Origin of the sequence: Rhizobium sp. NZLR10, from assembly GCF_019685125.1 — a bacterium.
Classification (GTDB): domain Bacteria; phylum Pseudomonadota; class Alphaproteobacteria; order Rhizobiales; family Rhizobiaceae; genus Rhizobium.
Genome location: NZ_JABDWE010000021.1, coordinates 1 through 15,848 on the forward strand (window position 1 = coordinate 1; position 15,848 = coordinate 15,848).

Consider the following 15,848-nt stretch of genomic DNA (forward strand, 5'->3'; position numbering starts at 1 on the left):
AAGGTCGACATACGAAAACAGCGACCCCGTCCGATCATCCCCGCCGCGCATCCAAATTCCCTCGAAATCACTTGCAAGATGGAATCATGTGTCCAGCCCAAAAGCCAGTGGGTTTTTCAGCAGCCTGCTAAAGCGCGTCGCATCACATTTGATGCATGCGACGCACTTTAGCCCTTTGTTTTATGCATGTCGTTGTCCCGGAACCGCTGCACTTCCGGGCGACATGCATTAACCCTTAGCGGAAAGCTCGGCGGTGAGACGCGCCACGTCCTCGCGCAACGCCGTCAATTCGGTCAGCACGCGCATATCGATCTTCTGGTGCAGGGAGAGCACTTCGAGTTCGGCCTTGAGATTGACTTCGTAGTCTTTGGCGGCCTCGAAGCGGTCGCGCTCGGCCTGGCGGTTCTGCGACATCATGATGATCGGCGCCTGGATGGCGGCGAGCATCGACAGGATCAGGTTCAGGAAGACGAAGGGATAGGGGTCGAAGGCACCGCTCACCAGAATGATGGTGTTGATCACCGTCCAGGCGAGGAGGAAAACGAAGAAGGCGATGATGAACGACCAGGAACCGCCGATGCGGGCGATGCTGTCGGCGATGCGCTCGCCGAACGAGGCCTCGGCGGAAAGAGCGGCGTTGACATCGGTCGAGATGACCTTGCGCTCGTGCGCCTTCGCCAGCACGCGTTTTTCGATATCGCCGAGTTCGTCGGCCGGCTTGTCGAAATGATGGTGCATGAAGTTCGAAAGATTAGACATGGCCTGTTTCCGGTGCCCGTTATCGACGCTGTTGATTTGCGCGCCAGTATTCCGGTCCGCCGGCAAATTGCAATGCGTGTCTATGCCGCGAGGTCGCGGCGCGTCCGTTCACAAAAATTTCGTCACAGCAAGGTGCGGCTTTTGCTGCGGACATGTTGCGGTCCCGGAAGGTGCAGGCTAAATAAATGACATGACACAGGAAAACGCTCTTTCTGATATCTTCCGCATCGCCATCGGTCAGCTCAATCCGACAGTCGGCGATGTCGCCGGCAATCTCGCCAAGGCACGCGAAGCGCGCGCCGATGCGGCTCGGGAAGGCGCGCATCTGCTCGTCCTGACCGAACTTTTCATTTCCGGTTATCCGCCTGAAGATCTGGTATTGAAGCCGGCCTTCATTCGCGCCTGCTGGAAAGCGGTGGAGAGCCTGGCTGCCGATACCGCCGATGGCGGGCCGGGTGTCGTCATCGGTTTTCCCCGGCAGGACGAAACGGGGCGCTATAATTCCGTCGCCGTGCTCGACGGCGGCAAGGTGATTGCGGTGCGCGACAAGATCGATCTGCCAAACTATGGCGAATTCGACGAGAAGCGTGTCTTCGACCAGGGCTCCATGCCGGGTCCGGTGAATTTCCGCGGCGTGCGCATCGGCATTCCGATCTGCGAAGACATCTGGGGCGATCTTGGCGTCTGTGAGACGTTGGCCGAAAGCGGGGCCGAGATTCTACTGTCGCCGAACGGCTCGCCCTATTATCGCGGCAAGGTCGATATCCGCCATCAGGTGGTGCTGAAGCAGGTGATCGAGACCGGTCTGCCGCTGGTCTATGCCGCACAACTCGGCGGCCAGGACGAACTGGTCTTCGACGGCGCCAGCTTCGCTTTCAATGCCGACAAATCGCTCGCCTTCCAGATGAGCCAGTTCGAGACGGCGCTGGCGGTGACGACGTGGAAGCGCGGTGGGTCTGGCTGGCACTGCGCCGAAGGACCGATGGCCCATATTCCCGAAGGCGAGGAAGCCGACTACCGCGCCTGCCTGCTCGGCTTTCGCGACTACGTCAACAAGAACGGCTTCAAGACGGTGGTGCTCGGCCTTTCCGGCGGCATCGACTCGGCGATCTGCACGGCAATCGCCGTCGATGCGCTGGGCGAGGAGCGGGTGCGCACCGTCATGCTGCCCTACCGCTACACATCGGAAGATTCTTTGAAGGATGCGGCCGATTGCGCCAAGGCGCTCGGCTGCCGCTACGACATCGTGCCGATCGAGCAACCGGTGACGGGCTTCAGCAGCGCGCTGTCTGATCTCTTCGCGGGAACGAACAGTGGTATCACCGAGGAAAACCTGCAGAGCCGGGCGCGCGGCGTCATCCTGATGGCGATCTCCAACAAGTTCGGCTCAATGGTGGTGACGACGGGCAACAAGTCGGAAATGTCGGTCGGTTACGCCACGCTCTACGGCGACATGAACGGCGGCTTCAATCCGATCAAGGACCTCTACAAGATGCAGGTCTATGCGTTGGCCCGCTGGCGCAACGAGAATGTGCCGCCGGGTGCGCTGGGGCCGTCAGGCGAGGTGATCCCGAAAAATATCATCGACAAGGCGCCCTCGGCCGAACTGCGTCCCGACCAGAAGGACCAGGATTCGCTGCCGCCTTATCCCGCCCTCGACGATATTCTCGAATGCCTGGTGGAGAAGGAGATGGCGGTCGAGGAGATCGTCGCGCGCGGCCATGACGTGGCGACCGTCCATCGCATCGAGCACCTGCTCTATCTCGCCGAATATAAGCGCCGGCAATCGGCGCCGGGCGTGAAGATCACCAAGAAGAATTTCGGACGCGACCGGCGGTATCCCATCACCAACCGGTTCCGGGATCGCTAGCGCGATCGAGATCGCTGGCGCAGTTGTTATAGAAATGCGGGGGAGGAAGCATGCGCAGCTCGGTCGAGATCTATAATGTCAGGACGGGCAGGGCTCGCGAAGTCTGGCAGACGGACAGACTGGTGGAGGCTCCGAACTTCTCGCCTGACGGTTCCTACCTGCTGCTGAACGGCGACGGGCGGCTCTACCGGCTGCCGCTCGGTCGCGGTGAAGTCACCAAGCTCGATACCGGCTTTGCCGTCAACTGCAACAATGATCACGGCATCTCGCCCGACGGCACTGAGATCGTCATTTCCGACAAGACCGAATTCGGCAAGTCGACGATCTATGTCCTGCCGATCGGGGGCGGCGCGCCGCGGCTCGTCACCCAGAACGCGCCGTCCTACTGGCACGGCTGGTCGCCTGATGGCCGCGAACTCGCCTATTGCGGCATCCGCGACGACCTCTTCGACATCTATACGATCTCGGTCGAAGGCGGCGCCGAGACGCGACTGACGCATGGCGAGGGCCGCAATGACGGACCGGATTATTCCGCCGACGGGCAATGGATCTACTTCAACTCCAGCCGCACCGGGCTGATGCAGATCTGGCGCATCCATCCCGACGGCACCGGGCTGGAGCAGGTGACCTCGGACAATCAGGGCAACTGGTTCGCCCATCCGTCGCCTAAGAATGACAAGGTGTTGATCCTGTCCTACGACCCCTCGGTATTCGATCACCCACGGGATCTCGACGTGCGGCTGCGGTTGATGGACATGGATGGCGGCAATCTGAAGACGCTGTTCGAGCTCTTCGGCGGGCAGGGCACGATCAACGTGCCCTGCTGGTCTCCTGATGGCGAAGAGTTCGCCTATGTGCGTTATTTTCCGGAAGCTTAAACAGCGGCCTTGCGCCGGACGCGGGCGGATTGCGCCAGGTCTTCCAGCGTCGTCACCGACATATCCCAGTCGATGCAGCCATCGGTGATGGACTGGCCGTAGACCAGCGGCTTGCCGGGAACGAGATCCTGGCGGCCGGCGACGAGGTTGCTCTCGATCATCATGCCCTTGATGTGGCGGTTTCCGGCGGCGATCTGCGCGGCCACGGATCTGACGACGCGCGGCTGGTTCATCGGATCCTTGCCGCTATTGGCATGGCTGGCGTCGATGAGGATGCGCGGGGTCAGGCCGAGCTTGACGGCCTCGGCCGTGACCGCTTCGACATCGGTCGCTTCGTAGTTCGGCTGTTTGCCGCCGCGCAGAATGATGTGGCAGTCCTCATTGCCGGTCGTCGAGGCGATGCCAGCCTGTCCGTCCTTGGTGACGGCAGGGAAGTGATGCGGCTGCGAAGCGGCAAGGATGGCGTCGAGCGCCACACGTGCGCCGCCGTCGGTGCCGTTCTTGAAACCGATCGGACAGGAAAGGCCGGAGGCAAGCTGCCGGTGGATCTGGCTTTCGGTCGTGCGCGCGCCGATCGCGCCCCAGCTGACTAGGTCGGCAATGTATTGCGGCGTGATCGTGTCGAGGAATTCGACGCCGGCGGGAAGCCCTGTCGCATTGATATCGAGCAACAGTCGTCTGGCGATCCTCAGCCCTTCCTCGATGCGGTAGCTGCCGTCGAGATGCGGGTCGTTGATCAGGCCCTTCCAGCCGACGGTGGTGCGGGGTTTTTCGAAATAGACGCGCATGACGATCTCAAGATCGCCGGTGAAGCGCCGTCGCTGCTCCTCCAGCCGCGCGGCATATTCCCGGGCGGCAATGGGGTCGTGGATCGAGCAGGGGCCGATCACGACAATCAGGCGATCGTCGTCGCCATGTAGAATCTTATGGATCGCATCACGATTGCTGGTCACGGTTGCCGTGACGGCGGCATTGCGGTGGATTTCGGCGATGATATCGGCGGGTTTGGTCAGTGGGGTGATCTCGAGGATTCGCAGATCATCAATGGTATCAGACACGGCAAGGCTCCTGTTTGGTCATACCGTGCGGAACAAAAAAAGCCGCCAGGTAGACTAGCGGCTGTTCGGGTTGTCGTTGCGTCGATTTCAGTTACGCATGGACCCGCGTCCGCTGGGAGCAGCGGTACCAATAAAATCGCGAGGCGTAGATAGACGTGGTCGACATCAGGCTTATGTAGCGTCGCGGCCGTGCATTGTCACGCAGAATTTGCGGCGCAAAAGCCGGGCGCTCAGCTGTGGCACAATTGCCGCTGCAGGAGGCTTAAACAATCGCCCAACAGCGCATGCTGCTGGGCGATGTTGGGTCTGGATTACGGTGACAAATTAAATGCAGATCCCGAGATCATAGGGCGTCAACGTTCACGCCGACGGTGATGGCGCCGATCGGCGTTCCCTTGTCGTCGGAAATCGTGACGCTTGCCTGCGACTGCAGTGCCTGGGTCGATTCGTCCTTTTCGATATCGTCGACGAAAACAGCGTCCTTGCCGGCTCCGAAGGACTTCTGGAACTTGCCCTCGTCACCCTGCCAGTAATCCGACGTGGGATCGCTTTGACCGACATTCAGCCCCTTTGCATCCATGACGAAGACCTCGGCAATCTTGCCGTTTGAAGCAGCCTTCTTCTCCTGAAGGAATTTTGACAGCGCATTGCCGAGCACGCCGTCGATCATCGAATGGTCTGAGCCATCGACCTCGGCGCGCCACTTCTTGTCGAGGGCGTCGATATCGCCCTGGCCCAAACTGGCGTTTGCGGCGTTCTGCGCCTTGATAGCCTCGATGACGACCGGATCGTTCAGCCAGGGCTTTACGTCACTCGTCACGTAGTCGGAGATCGGGGCGAGCTTCGCATCCAGCGCCATGGATACGCCGGTCGACGCTGCAATTGCGGTGCAGGCCAAAAGAAATGCGGAGACGACTTTCTTCATAACTGTTCCCTTCCTGATTATGGGATGCTGTGGAATAAAAGCGCATTGAACGAAGGTGAGGTCAGAACTCTTCCCAGGCACCGGGAGCAGCGGCGACGGCGGCATTTCCTGCGTGCCGCTGCACAAAGGCCCTGGGCTCGGGGGCCCTGAGCTCGGGGGCCCTGAGCTCGGGGCGAGATTGACGAATGCTCGGCTGAGCGGTTTTGGGCGGGCTGGCGGCAGAGGTGCCAACAGTGAACCTGCCGGCTGAGTCCTGCAGAAGGCGTCCCTGGGTCAGCAGCTCCTGGCAGGCCGCGTTGGTTTCCTCGACCATCGCCGCGTTCTGCTGTGTCGCCTGATCCATCTGGTTGATCGCGCCGTTGATTTCCTGCAGACCCGTCGCCTGTTCGCGATAGGACTGAACGATGGAAGCGATACTGTCGCTGATGCGGTTGATCTGCTCCTCGATCTTCAACAGGGCATCGCCGGTTTCATTCACCAGCCCGACGCCTGCTGCAACCTCCTGACCGGAGACATTGATGAGGTTCTTGATTTCCTTTGCCGCATTGGCAGACCGTTGGGCGAGTTCCCGCACTTCCTGCGCCACGACCGCAAACCCTTTGCCGGCTTCGCCGGCGCGCGCCGCCTCGACGCCGGCATTCAGCGCCAGCAGGTTCGTCTGGAAGGCGATTTCATCGATGACGCCGATGATCCGGCCGATCTGGCTCGACGAGGTCTGAATCCGGTCCATCGCTCCGATCGCGTCACGAACCACGGTCGCTGAGACATGAGCGCTGCGCTTTGTCTCCTCGACAAGCTTCCCGGCATTTTCGGCCCGTTGCGACGATGCTCTGACCGTGGTGGTCACCTCATCCAGTGCGGCGGCGGTCTGTTCCAAGGCTGCGGCCTGTTGCTCGGTTCGCTTGGCGAGCTGATCGGCGGAGAAGGCTATTTCGCTTGACCCACCTTCAACCGCAACGGAAGCGGTCTTGATCTCCGTCAGTGCTGCCGCGACCGCTTCGACCATGCGGTTGAAATCCTGCCGCAGTTTATCGAATTCGGGGCCGAGATCGGCCAAGTGTATCGAGAAGTCACCGGCGGCAAGCTTTTCCAATTCATTGGCGAGCGCGTTCATGACCAGCCGCTGAGCGTTGTTGGCCTCTTCCGTCAACGATGCGTTGCGTGCCCGTTCGACATCGAACGAGGCGCTCTGCTCGGCAGCGGCTTGCTCTCTCTCGACCTTGGCAATTGCCTCGTTACGGAAGACTTCCAAGGCACGTGCCAGGAACCCGATCTCATCGCCATTTTCCCTGTAGGTGACGGGAGAGGCCAGATCGCCTTTCTGCAAGGCGCTGATCCGTTCGCTGATGATCCGGATCGGCCGGCCGACGAGGCTGCGCATAGCGAGAAGGAAAGCGACAACGGCCATGGCGGTGATCATGAACTGCGTCAGCAGCGAAATCAGAACCTTCTGCCTGACTTCGGCAGCGATTTTTTCGACAGACCAGTTCGTAACGACATAACCGGTCGCCTTGCCCGATTTATCCAACGGAAGCGGCGCGATGATCGTCACAACGCCGGCAGATATTCCGCTGTCGTCGATCGTGGTTTTCTCAGGCTTCGCGCTCAGGCTCTTTGCCAGATCGGCCGGTGCGGGCAAGCCGCTGATGCCGTCGCGTGTCCAGGTATCGACGGCCGAAGGTTCGGCGTTGAAGGCGGCAAACTGCACAAGATCGAGTGATGGATCGTCGCGGTAAAGCGAATAGGCCTCACGCACGGCGTTGGCCTTGCCCCATTTCACGCCGCCCGCGGCCAGCGACGCAAACTGCTCCGCATCCTTGGACCAGTTTGCCTTGGCGCCGTCGATTAACGCCTTGGTTTCGTACATCCAGGTGTAGGTGGCGAAGGCGGAAATGCCGCAAAGATTGACGGCAACGATAATCGCCGCCAGCTTGGCTGTCAGAGGCATCGTTTTCAAAAATTGGAACATTCCGCGGGGCCTGGAATTGCGGCTCGGTCGGCGATGTTCCCGACCGGCGTATCAACACGGGCATCGCCGCTGACGGTCACATCACGAGCACTCATGCCCATGTCTGATAGCAACCCAAAACGCGCAAACGCAGTGTGTCTTTGATGTGTGAATAAATCATAAAGTGGAAAGGGATGCCGGAGCACACGTATCCGCCATTGCGCCCGCCGGGGATTTGGCTTGCTCAGCTGTTTTCCGCGATTGCCTCTTCGGGCTCGGGCTCGGGCTCGGGCTGGCGGCGTTTGCGGCGGCGCGTCGTCAGTTCGGCGCCGGCATCGCGCGGCAGGCGCAGGAAGGTGATGCAGGCCAGCGCCGAAATCGCCGAGACGCTGAAAAAGGCGATGTGGAAATCCGATACCAGCAGCCTGCCGCCGTGGAAGCTGCTCGAAATTTCGAGGATGCCTCCGGCAATCGCCACACCCATTGCCATGGAGATCCGCTGGGCAACGGCGTTGATTGCGGTTGCCTGGCTGCTGTCGGCGTCATCGACATCGCCGAAGGCCATGGCGTTGACGCCCGAGAAGGCCATCGAGCGGAACAGGCCGCCGATCAGCAGACAGGCCATGATCAAATACAGCGGCGTTTCGACGGTAAAGAGGCCGTTGATGCCGAGGAAGATCGCCGCCAGCAAGGTGGTGATCGATATCACGGTGCGGAAGCCGAAGGCATTGAAGGTGCGCGAAGCGGCGAATTTCGAGCCCATGGAGCCGAGCGCGCTGACGAAAGTGACCGAGCCTGATTGCAGCGGCGTCAGGCCGAAGCCGAGCTGCAGCATCAGCGGCATCAGGAAAGGCAGAGCGCCGAGCCCCATGCGGAAATTCGAGGCGCCGAGGATCGCTGCTCGGAACATCGGGTAGCGGAACATCTTCGGATCGAGAAGCGGATAGGGCGCGCGGCGGGCATGGAGGAGATAGAGGAGGCCGGCAAGGATGCCAATAGCCACCGTGACATACCCGTAGATCACGGGCACGGCCGGCAGGCTGATCACCGACAGGCCGAAGACGAAGCCGGAAAAGCCGATGCCGCAGAGGAAGAAGCCCGGAAAATCCATCGGCCGCGGGCTGCGCCGCCCGACCGCCGGCAGGAAACGCGTGACGAGGATGATGCCGAGCACGCCGATCGGCACGTTGATCCAGAAGATCCAGTGCCAGCTGAGATAGGTGGTGAGGAAACCGCCGATCGGCGGGCCCATCATCGGGCCGATCAGCGCGGGAATGGTCAGCCAGGCCATGGCATCGACGAGTTCGTGGCGCGGCGTTCCCCTGACCAGCAGCAGGCGGCTGACCGGCGTCATCATCGAGCCGCCGGCGCCCTGGATCAGCCGCGCGACGACGAAGGCCGCGATCGAGTTTGAAAAGGCGCAGGCGACCGAGCCGATCATGAAAACGAAGATCGCCAAACGGAAGATGTTACGCGCGCCGAACCGATCCGACATCCAGCCGCTGATCGGGATGAAGATCGCCAGCGCCACGAGATAGCTGGTGACGGCGAGCTTCAGCGCAATCGGCGAGGTGCCGATATCGGCCGCGATCGCCGGCAGGCTGGTGGCTATGACGGTCGAATCCATCTGTTCCATGAACAGGGCGACCGCAAGGATCATCGGGGTGAAGCGGGGCACGGGCAACCGGGATGCTGGTGTGGATTGTTCAGCCATACGCCTTCGCCAGCGGCTAGGATATAGAAACAATCGACGCTGCGGCCTGCCGAGCCGCTTCAAACCGACGCGGGTGATCAAATCAGATGGGTGTCCGTTTCTTGCTGTTTAGGAGAGGGTTCCATCGCACAAAATCTCTAACGTGCAGATACAAGGGGGTGAGCGGCGAAGTCGCGAATGCGGTGAGCGCGGGCGAAGGGCAATGAATGGTGTGCCGTGCGGCCCCCTCATCCGACCCTTCGGGCCACCTTCTCCCCGCTGGGGAGAAGGGGACTCCCGGCTTGCCGTAGCGCTGCTTTCCTGAAATAGATGCGCCGTCAGGTGCCCGCCGGCCAGGCGGGAGAATCGGGAATCCGGTGCAAGACCGGAACGTGCCCAACGCTGTAAGGCTGACGTCTGCCGCTAATCATGCCACTGGCTTTGCCGGGAAGGCTGCGGCAGACGGATGACGCCAAGTCAGAAGACCGGCCTGGCAAGATAGACCCAACCCGCGCGGACGGCGGGCGGTTGCGTTGTTGGGGATTTGACGATGCGACCCTTTGATGAGGATGCCCTTCCGGCGGCGTCCGGTTTTTCCTTGGCCGAACGCGAGGCCGTCTATCATGCGATCTTGACGCGGCGCGACGTTCGCAGCCAGTTCCTGCCTGACCCCTTGCCGGACGACGTCGTGGAACGGCTGCTGACGGCCGCTCATCACGCACCCTCCGTCGGCTTCATGCAGCCGTGGAATTTCATTCTGGTGAAAAGTCCAACGGTGCGCGCGCGCGTCCGCGATGCCTTTGCCAAGGCGAACGAAGAGGCGGCATTGATGTTTGAGGGCGAACGGCAGCAGGCCTACCGCTCCCTCAAGCTCGAAGGCATCGCAGAGGCGCCGCTCGGCATCTGCGTGACCTGCGATCCCACGCGCAGCGGCAGCGTGGTGCTGGGGAGGACGCACAATCCGCGGATGGATAGCTATTCCACCGTCTGCGCCATCCAGAATCTCTGGCTTGCGGCGCGCGCCGAAGGGATCGGTATCGGCTGGGTCAGCATCTTTCACGAAGGCGACCTGAAAACGATTCTCGGCATACCCGAGCATATCGAGGTGGTCGCCTGGCTCTGCGCCGGTTTTGTCGATCGGCTCTATGATCAGCCGGAACTCTCCGTCAAAGGTTGGCGGCAGCGGCTGCCGCTCGAGGAACTCGTCTTCCACGACGGCTGGGGGCGGACCGAGCCGTAGCCAATTACTGCTGCTGCTGGGGTTGGGGGCCAGGTGCGGCAGGATTGGCGAGATCGATCGAGCCCTGGTCACCGGCAAGGAACTGCGGGCCGACCTGGCGGACCTTGTTCTGCGTTGGGTCGTACGGGCGCTCCGGCACGGATGGCTGCGGCGCGGCAGCCGTACCATCCTTCACCGGCGGATTGGTGTGGATGGTGGTGATCGAGCCTTGTTGCGGCGGCTGGCTTACCGCCTGCTTGCCGCGCATCTCGTCATAATAGGCGGTGAGATTGCAGGCGCAGGAGGTCTTTTCGCCGGGCGTGCGGTTCTTGTAGGCAAAAGCGTTTTTCATGGCGCTGTAGGGTGTGCCGGTCGCGACCGAGATCATGTTCGAGGCTTCGGTGCTCGTCACCTCGCGATAGAACAGTTGGGTTTCGATCCCCGGGCACATCTTGGCGCAGGTCTGGGCATCGCGGCCGAAATCGACCGAAGTGGCGTTCGAGCTGATCGGGAAGAAACCGCCATCGCAGCTGCGCACGCACATGGTGCTGACCGGCGACAGCATCTCGGCTCGCGGCAGGCCGTAGCGCGGGTCGGCCTCCTCACCACCGCCGAGCGGTATGAAGGTATCGGAGCGCATCGCCTGTTCCTCGACGCTCGGGGCAGGGTCGTTGGCGCTGCGCTCGTCAGGCGCATAGAAATTCTCGCTGTTGCAGCCATTGCTATCGAGCGCAGACATCAGCTCCCGCCGGGCGCCGTCATCGGCGCCGTTCCGGCCGGTCAGCTCGTTGCGGCGATCCTGGAGGTAACCGATATTGTCGATCATTCGGGCTTCGGAGTCCGAGAGCTCGGCGCAATAATCGGCATTCTGGCCGCCGATCACCACCATGCTGCCCGAGGTGCAGCCGTAACTGCGCAGGTCGTTGCGAACCTTGCGCAGCTCGAGGTTCTGCTCGGCCATGGCGCTGGAATATTGGCGGGCTTCCGGACCGTTGCCATTGCCGATCGATCGCGGCAGGTCGGCGAGACGGCCGCGCAGGTCCTCACAGACGGCACTAGTCTGCGCGGCGGCGGGCGCTGAGAAAGCGAGGAGGACGGCGAGAGACAGGTTTCGGCGTTTCACGGCGTCGTCCCGGAATGAGCAAACGGTCGGTGGGTCGAATGCGACGTCAACGGCCGCGCGTTTTCCCTTAACGGATTTCTCTTAATAAGCTCAGAGAAAATCCCACCGTATTTTCGTAATCTTATCCAGCAATCGCCTGGGACTCGGTTAAAATGACAGGCATTCCCGACGAGATCCGACCCTCAGCACCGACATCAGGCGTAGCGGAAACCCAACACGGCCTTCACGTCTTCGCGGACGGTTGTTTTGAGCCCGGTTCCGGGCATGGAGGCTGGTCGTTTGTCGCTTATCGCGATGCGGTGGAAATCGCGGCGGACTTAGGTGGCGTTGGAGATTCCAGCAATAATTCGATGGAATTGACCGCCGTTCTCAGGGCGGCCATGTGGATCAACAGCCAAACAACCGGCGAAGCTGCGACCATCTGGTCCGATTCCGTCTATGCCGTCAAAGGCTGTAACAGCCGGCGACATATCTGGAAGAACAATGGCTGGAAGAAAAGCAGCCCGAATGGACATGGCCGACGGCGAACGATCGATAATGCGGAACTCTGGAAAGCGATCGATCTTCAATTATCCCGGAACGCCCTGGTGACCATTGCCTGGTGCAAGGGTCATTCAGGGATTATCGGCAACGAACGCGCGGATGCGCTCGCGGGCAGAGGACGCCTGTCGATAGAGGGTGGTTGACAGGGCGTCGGGCCGGTCTCAAGCGCCTGTCGTTTGCTTGCCGGCAACCGGCTTAAGCCGGTTGCGATGCTTCGACGACGGCCAGCGCCGCCATGTTGACGACGCCGCGGGAGGTGACCGAGGGGGCAAGGATGTGGGCAGGCAGGGCGGTGCCAAGGAGGATCGGGCCGACATGCAGACCATCGGTCATCGACTTCACCACGCCAAGCGTGATGTTGGCGGCGTCGAGGTTCGGGAAGACCAGCAGGTTTGCCTCATCGTGCAGGGTCGTATCCGGCATGACGCGCTTGCGCAGCGCTTCGGTGATGGCGCTTTCGCCGTGCATCTCGCCGTCGACCTCGAGATCTGGGGCGGCCTCGCGCACAAGCTGCAGGGCGTTGCGCATCTTTGTGGCACTTTCGGATTCGCGCGAGCCGAAGTTGGAATGCGAAACGAGGGCAGCGCGCGGCGTGATGCCGAAACGGCGGATTTCCTCGGCCGCCAGCACCGTTGCCTCGGCGATTTCTTCGGCGTTCGGATTGAAGGTGACGTAGGTATCGGTGAAGAAGGTGGCGCCGCGCTGTGAGATCATCAGGCTGAGGGCCGAGAAATCACGAACATCCTTGCGCTTGCCGATGATCTGGCGGACGTCGCGCAGGTGCTTCTCGTAGCGGCCTTCCAGACCGCAGATCAGCGCATCGGCCTCGCCGCGCCTCAGCGCCAGTGCGCCGATGACGGTGGTGTTGGTGCGCACGATGGTGCGGGCGGCTTCGGGAATGACGCCGCGGCGGCCGACCAGCGAGAAATAGAGATCGACATATTCGCGGAAGCGCGGATCGTCTTCCGGATTGATGACCTCGAAATCCTGCAGCGGGCGGATACGCAGACCGTAGCGCTTCAGGCGGGTCTCGATGACCTGCGGGCGGCCGATCAGGATCGGTTCGGCGAGGCCTTCCTCGAGCAGCACCTGGGCGGCGCGCAACACGCGCTCGTCTTCGCCTTCGGAGAAGATGACACGCTTGCGTTCTGCTGCCTTGGCCGCGGTGAAGATCGGCTTCATGACGAAACCGGAGCGGAAGACGAAGCGGTTCAGCTGATCGAGATAGGCGTCGAAATCCTGGATCGGGCGGCGCGCCACGCCGCTCTGTTCGGCGGCCTTGGCAACCGCAGGGGCGATGCGCAGGATGAGGCGCGGATCGAAGGGCGAGGGGATCAGGTAGTCGGGGCCGAAGACGGGCGTTTCGCCGGAATAGGCGCGGGCAGCGACATCCGACGGCTCTTCGCGGGCAAGGGCGGCGATGGCACGCACGGCCGCCATCTTCATTTCCTCGTTGATCGTCTCGGCGCCGCAATCGAGCGCGCCGCGGAAGATATAGGGGAAGCAGAGGACGTTGTTGACCTGGTTGGCGAAATCCGAGCGGCCGGTGCAGATCATCGCATCGGGGCGGGCGGCACGGGCAAGATCCGGCATGATTTCCGGCGTCGGATTGGCGAGCGCCATGATCAGCGGCTTATCGGCCATCTGCGCCAGCAGCTCGGGCTTCAGTACGCCGGCGGCCGACAGACCGAGGAAGACGTCGGCGCCGCCGATATTTTCGGCGAGCGTACGCGTCTCGCTCCTCTGGGCGTAGACGGATTTCCATTCGTCCATCAGCTCGATGCGGCCCTCATAGACGAGGCCTTCGAGATCGTGGACCCAGATGTTTTCGCGCTTGGCGCCGAGGATCACCAGCAGGTTCAGGCAGGCAAGGGCGGCTGCACCGGCGCCGGAGGCGACGATCTTGACGTTTTCGATCGCCTTGCCGGCGAGTTCCAGCCCGTTGAGGATCGCGGCGGCGACGATGATTGCCGTGCCGTGCTGATCGTCGTGGAAGACCGGGATCTTCATCTTTTCGCGCAGGCGCCGCTCGACCTCGAAACATTCCGGCGCCTTGATGTCTTCGAGATTGATGCCGCCGAAGGTCGGCTCCAGCGAGGCGATAGTCGAGACCATCTGCTCGACGCCTGCGGCGTCGATTTCGATATCGAAGACATCGATGCCGGCGAATTTCTTGAAGAGCACGGCCTTGCCCTCCATCACCGGCTTCGAGGCCAGCGGGCCGATATTGCCGAGGCCAAGCACTGCCGTGCCGTTGGAAATGACGGCGACGAGATTGGCGCGCGAGGTATATTCGGCCGCCATTTCGGGATTGTCGCGGATGGCAAGGCAGGGGGCTGCGACGCCGGGCGAATAGGCAAGTGCCAGGTCGCGCTGGTTGCCGAGCGGCTTGGTTGCCTGGATCTCCAGTTTGCCGGGGCGGGGATAGCGGTGGAAGAACAGCGCCTGCTCGTCGAGATCGCCGCCTGTCAGGTTCTTTTCCGTCTTGGATTTTTCCTGGTGATCCATTGCCGCCTCCGTGCACGTCTTTTGTGCTCCCTGCATACATCAATCGGTTAGCGGCGACAGTATGGAAATAGGGATGGGAGAAGTTTTCGTGAGACGGGCGGGCGGAGGGGCATCTCCAATTGACAGCTGGACACTGCGCGATCGCTGCCTCATCCTTTGGTGATGCTGCCCATCCTCGAAATCCTCCCGAATGAGCCAACCGCCGAAGAGCGGAACGAAGTGCTCAAATTGCTATTGGACCTCAACGCTCCGCACACGACTCACCTGATCGAGCAGCCCGATCTCGGGATAGTCCTGAGAGATCCCGACACTTTCGACATCATCGGGGGTCTCTATGCCGTGGAGGAGTACAATTGGCTTTTTATCAAATACCTGGTTGTTCCAGCTGCGCGCAGAGGCGAAGGTTTTGGTACCAAGCTGATGGAGCAGGCAGAGCGCATAGCCCGCGAGCGCGCTTGTTTGGGTATCTTTCTCGACACCTTCGATTTTCAAGCGAAACCCTTCTATCTCAAACTGGGCTTCGAGCAGTTCGGCGAACTTGAAGGCGACGCCCAAACGCCGCGCCGTTTCTTCCTGAGAAAGCTATTTTCCAGCGTGCGCTGATATTTGCGCGAAGCAGCAGGTTACTGCTGCTGAAGGGCGAGCCTGGCACCCAAGGCCATGTAAACCGTGCCGACGACCTTTCCCTGCCACCGCCCAACCCGGCGGTTGCTCTGCAGCCAGCCGCCGATAGAACCGGCCGCGATCGCCAGAAGCGACGTTACGCAGATGCTGAGCCCGACGAAAATGATTCCGAGCAGGGCGAATTGTGCGATGGCGGACCCGCTTTCCGGATGGATGAACTGCGGCAGGAAAGCCAAGAAGAACAAAGCCGTCTTGGGATTCAGGATCTCGGTAAAGAGTCCCTGACGAAAGGCGCGCATGGGGCTGATCGCTTGTGCCTTGGGCATGTCGAGGCTTTGCGCCTTCTCGAAGAAGGCCCGGAATCCGAGATAAATCAGGTAAGCGACGCCGGCATATTTGACGATTTCAAACGCCAGGGCTGACGTGGCAAGCAATGCCGACAGGCCGAAGGTTGCCATCGTCGTATGGACAAGATCACCCGCAGCAATGCCGAGGCCCGTTGCCATTCCGGCGCGTTTGCCGCCGCTGATGGCTCTGGCCAGGGTGAGGAGTGTGGCCGGCCCCGGAATGATCATCAGACCCAGCACCACCAGGACATAGGTTGTCAAAACACCGAAACTGACCATCGATCTTCTCCAGGTTGGCGATCCTGTCTATCGCAATGGCAAATCAAAGCAACGAATTTGCATCCCGCCATTTA

Annotated in this window: 13 protein-coding genes and 1 riboswitch; of the genes, 5 read left to right on the forward strand and 8 right to left on the reverse strand. The window is 61.3% G+C overall.

Features of this window, described 5'->3' with window-relative positions; translation table 11 throughout:
• Positions 1-228 precede the first annotated feature (228 nt).
• Positions 229-759 carry a DUF1003 domain-containing protein gene (locus HJB82_RS26220; RefSeq protein WP_207580691.1) on the reverse strand — a complete coding sequence of 177 codons (531 nt, stop codon included), beginning with the start codon at positions 757-759 and terminating at the stop codon, positions 229-231.
• Between the two features lie 190 nt (positions 760-949).
• Between HJB82_RS26220 and HJB82_RS26225 the strand changes: the two genes are divergently transcribed.
• A complete protein-coding gene (locus HJB82_RS26225; protein WP_207580690.1) occupies positions 950-2,629 on the forward strand; it encodes an NAD+ synthase in 1,680 nt (559 codons plus the stop codon).
• A 50-nt stretch (positions 2,630-2,679) separates the two neighbouring features.
• Entirely contained in the window at positions 2,680-3,507 is an 828-nt protein-coding gene (locus HJB82_RS26230; RefSeq protein WP_221117121.1) for a hypothetical protein, read from the forward strand.
• Here the strand turns inward: HJB82_RS26230 and HJB82_RS26235 are convergent.
• The 4 genes from HJB82_RS26235 to HJB82_RS26250 form a co-directional block, all read right to left on the reverse strand.
• Positions 3,504-4,565, reverse strand: a complete 1,062-nt coding sequence (locus HJB82_RS26235) for a 3-deoxy-7-phosphoheptulonate synthase (RefSeq protein ID WP_207580688.1) — start codon at positions 4,563-4,565, stop codon at positions 3,504-3,506. The two genes, HJB82_RS26230 and HJB82_RS26235, sit on opposite strands and share 4 nt — an antisense overlap.
• A gap of 343 nt (positions 4,566-4,908) precedes the next feature.
• The gene (locus HJB82_RS26240) at positions 4,909-5,490 is read right to left on the reverse strand and encodes a hypothetical protein (protein WP_207580687.1); all 582 of its coding nucleotides are present in this window, start codon (positions 5,488-5,490) and stop codon (positions 4,909-4,911) included.
• Positions 5,491-5,551: 61 nt separating this feature from the next.
• Positions 5,552-7,459 (reverse strand): HAMP domain-containing methyl-accepting chemotaxis protein, encoded by a 1,908-nt coding sequence (locus HJB82_RS26245; RefSeq protein WP_221141922.1) that lies wholly within the window; start codon positions 7,457-7,459, stop codon positions 5,552-5,554.
• Positions 7,460-7,682: 223 nt separating this feature from the next.
• A complete protein-coding gene (locus HJB82_RS26250) occupies positions 7,683-9,098 on the reverse strand; it encodes an MFS transporter (protein ID WP_409201836.1) in 1,416 nt (471 codons plus the stop codon).
• A 356-nt stretch (positions 9,099-9,454) separates the two neighbouring features.
• Positions 9,455-9,640: riboswitch (cobalamin riboswitch) on the forward strand.
• 41 nt (positions 9,641-9,681) lie between these two features.
• Between HJB82_RS26250 and bluB the strand changes: the two genes are divergently transcribed.
• Positions 9,682-10,371 carry a 5,6-dimethylbenzimidazole synthase gene (gene bluB, locus HJB82_RS26255; protein WP_221117068.1) on the forward strand — a complete coding sequence of 230 codons (690 nt, stop codon included), beginning with the start codon at positions 9,682-9,684 and terminating at the stop codon, positions 10,369-10,371.
• Between the two features lie 4 nt (positions 10,372-10,375).
• On the opposite strand, the gene HJB82_RS26260 is transcribed toward bluB, so the two are convergent.
• On the reverse strand, positions 10,376-11,473 hold the full coding sequence (locus HJB82_RS26260; RefSeq protein ID WP_221133165.1) for a DUF2865 domain-containing protein: 1,098 nt from the start codon (positions 11,471-11,473) through the stop codon (positions 10,376-10,378).
• Between the two features lie 152 nt (positions 11,474-11,625).
• Between HJB82_RS26260 and HJB82_RS26265 the strand changes: the two genes are divergently transcribed.
• Positions 11,626-12,159: a ribonuclease H gene (locus HJB82_RS26265; protein WP_207580681.1), complete on the forward strand. Its 534-nt coding sequence runs from the start codon at positions 11,626-11,628 to the stop codon at positions 12,157-12,159.
• A gap of 52 nt (positions 12,160-12,211) precedes the next feature.
• Here HJB82_RS26265 and HJB82_RS26270 read toward each other — a convergent pair whose 3' ends face one another.
• Complete coding sequence (locus HJB82_RS26270; RefSeq protein WP_221133166.1) at positions 12,212-14,524, reverse strand: NADP-dependent malic enzyme; 2,313 nt, start codon at positions 14,522-14,524, stop codon at positions 12,212-12,214.
• 162 nt (positions 14,525-14,686) lie between these two features.
• On the opposite strand from HJB82_RS26270, the gene HJB82_RS26275 reads away from it, so the two are divergent.
• On the forward strand, positions 14,687-15,127 hold the full coding sequence (locus HJB82_RS26275) for a GNAT family N-acetyltransferase (protein ID WP_221141994.1): 441 nt from the start codon (positions 14,687-14,689) through the stop codon (positions 15,125-15,127).
• Between the two features lie 20 nt (positions 15,128-15,147).
• Here the strand turns inward: HJB82_RS26275 and HJB82_RS26280 are convergent, their stop codons facing one another.
• Positions 15,148-15,774, reverse strand: coding sequence for a LysE family translocator (locus HJB82_RS26280; protein WP_207580679.1), 627 nt, complete (start codon positions 15,772-15,774; stop codon positions 15,148-15,150).
• Between the last annotated feature and the right edge of the window lie 74 nt (positions 15,775-15,848).

What these genes read in the sequence shown, in the direction of transcription:
- bluB (WP_221117068.1), top strand. Translation starts at nt 9,682, where the DNA reads ATGCGACCCTTTGATGAGGATGCCCTTCCGGCGGCGTCCGGTTTTTCC.
- HJB82_RS26270 (WP_221133166.1), bottom strand. Translation starts at nt 14,524, where the DNA reads ATGGATCACCAGGAAAAATCCAAGACGGAAAAGAACCTGACAGGCGGC.
- HJB82_RS26240 (WP_207580687.1), bottom strand. Translation starts at nt 5,490, where the DNA reads ATGAAGAAAGTCGTCTCCGCATTTCTTTTGGCCTGCACCGCAATTGCA.
- HJB82_RS26230 (WP_221117121.1), top strand. Translation starts at nt 2,680, where the DNA reads ATGCGCAGCTCGGTCGAGATCTATAATGTCAGGACGGGCAGGGCTCGC.
- HJB82_RS26265 (WP_207580681.1), top strand. Translation starts at nt 11,626, where the DNA reads ATGACAGGCATTCCCGACGAGATCCGACCCTCAGCACCGACATCAGGC.
- HJB82_RS26250 (WP_409201836.1), bottom strand. Translation starts at nt 9,098, where the DNA reads ATGATCCTTGCGGTCGCCCTGTTCATGGAACAGATGGATTCGACCGTC.
- HJB82_RS26245 (WP_221141922.1), bottom strand. Translation starts at nt 7,459, where the DNA reads ATGTTCCAATTTTTGAAAACGATGCCTCTGACAGCCAAGCTGGCGGCG.
- HJB82_RS26220 (WP_207580691.1), bottom strand. Translation starts at nt 759, where the DNA reads ATGTCTAATCTTTCGAACTTCATGCACCATCATTTCGACAAGCCGGCC.
- HJB82_RS26275 (WP_221141994.1), top strand. Translation starts at nt 14,687, where the DNA reads ATGCTGCCCATCCTCGAAATCCTCCCGAATGAGCCAACCGCCGAAGAG.
- HJB82_RS26225 (WP_207580690.1), top strand. Translation starts at nt 950, where the DNA reads ATGACACAGGAAAACGCTCTTTCTGATATCTTCCGCATCGCCATCGGT.
- HJB82_RS26280 (WP_207580679.1), bottom strand. Translation starts at nt 15,774, where the DNA reads ATGGTCAGTTTCGGTGTTTTGACAACCTATGTCCTGGTGGTGCTGGGT.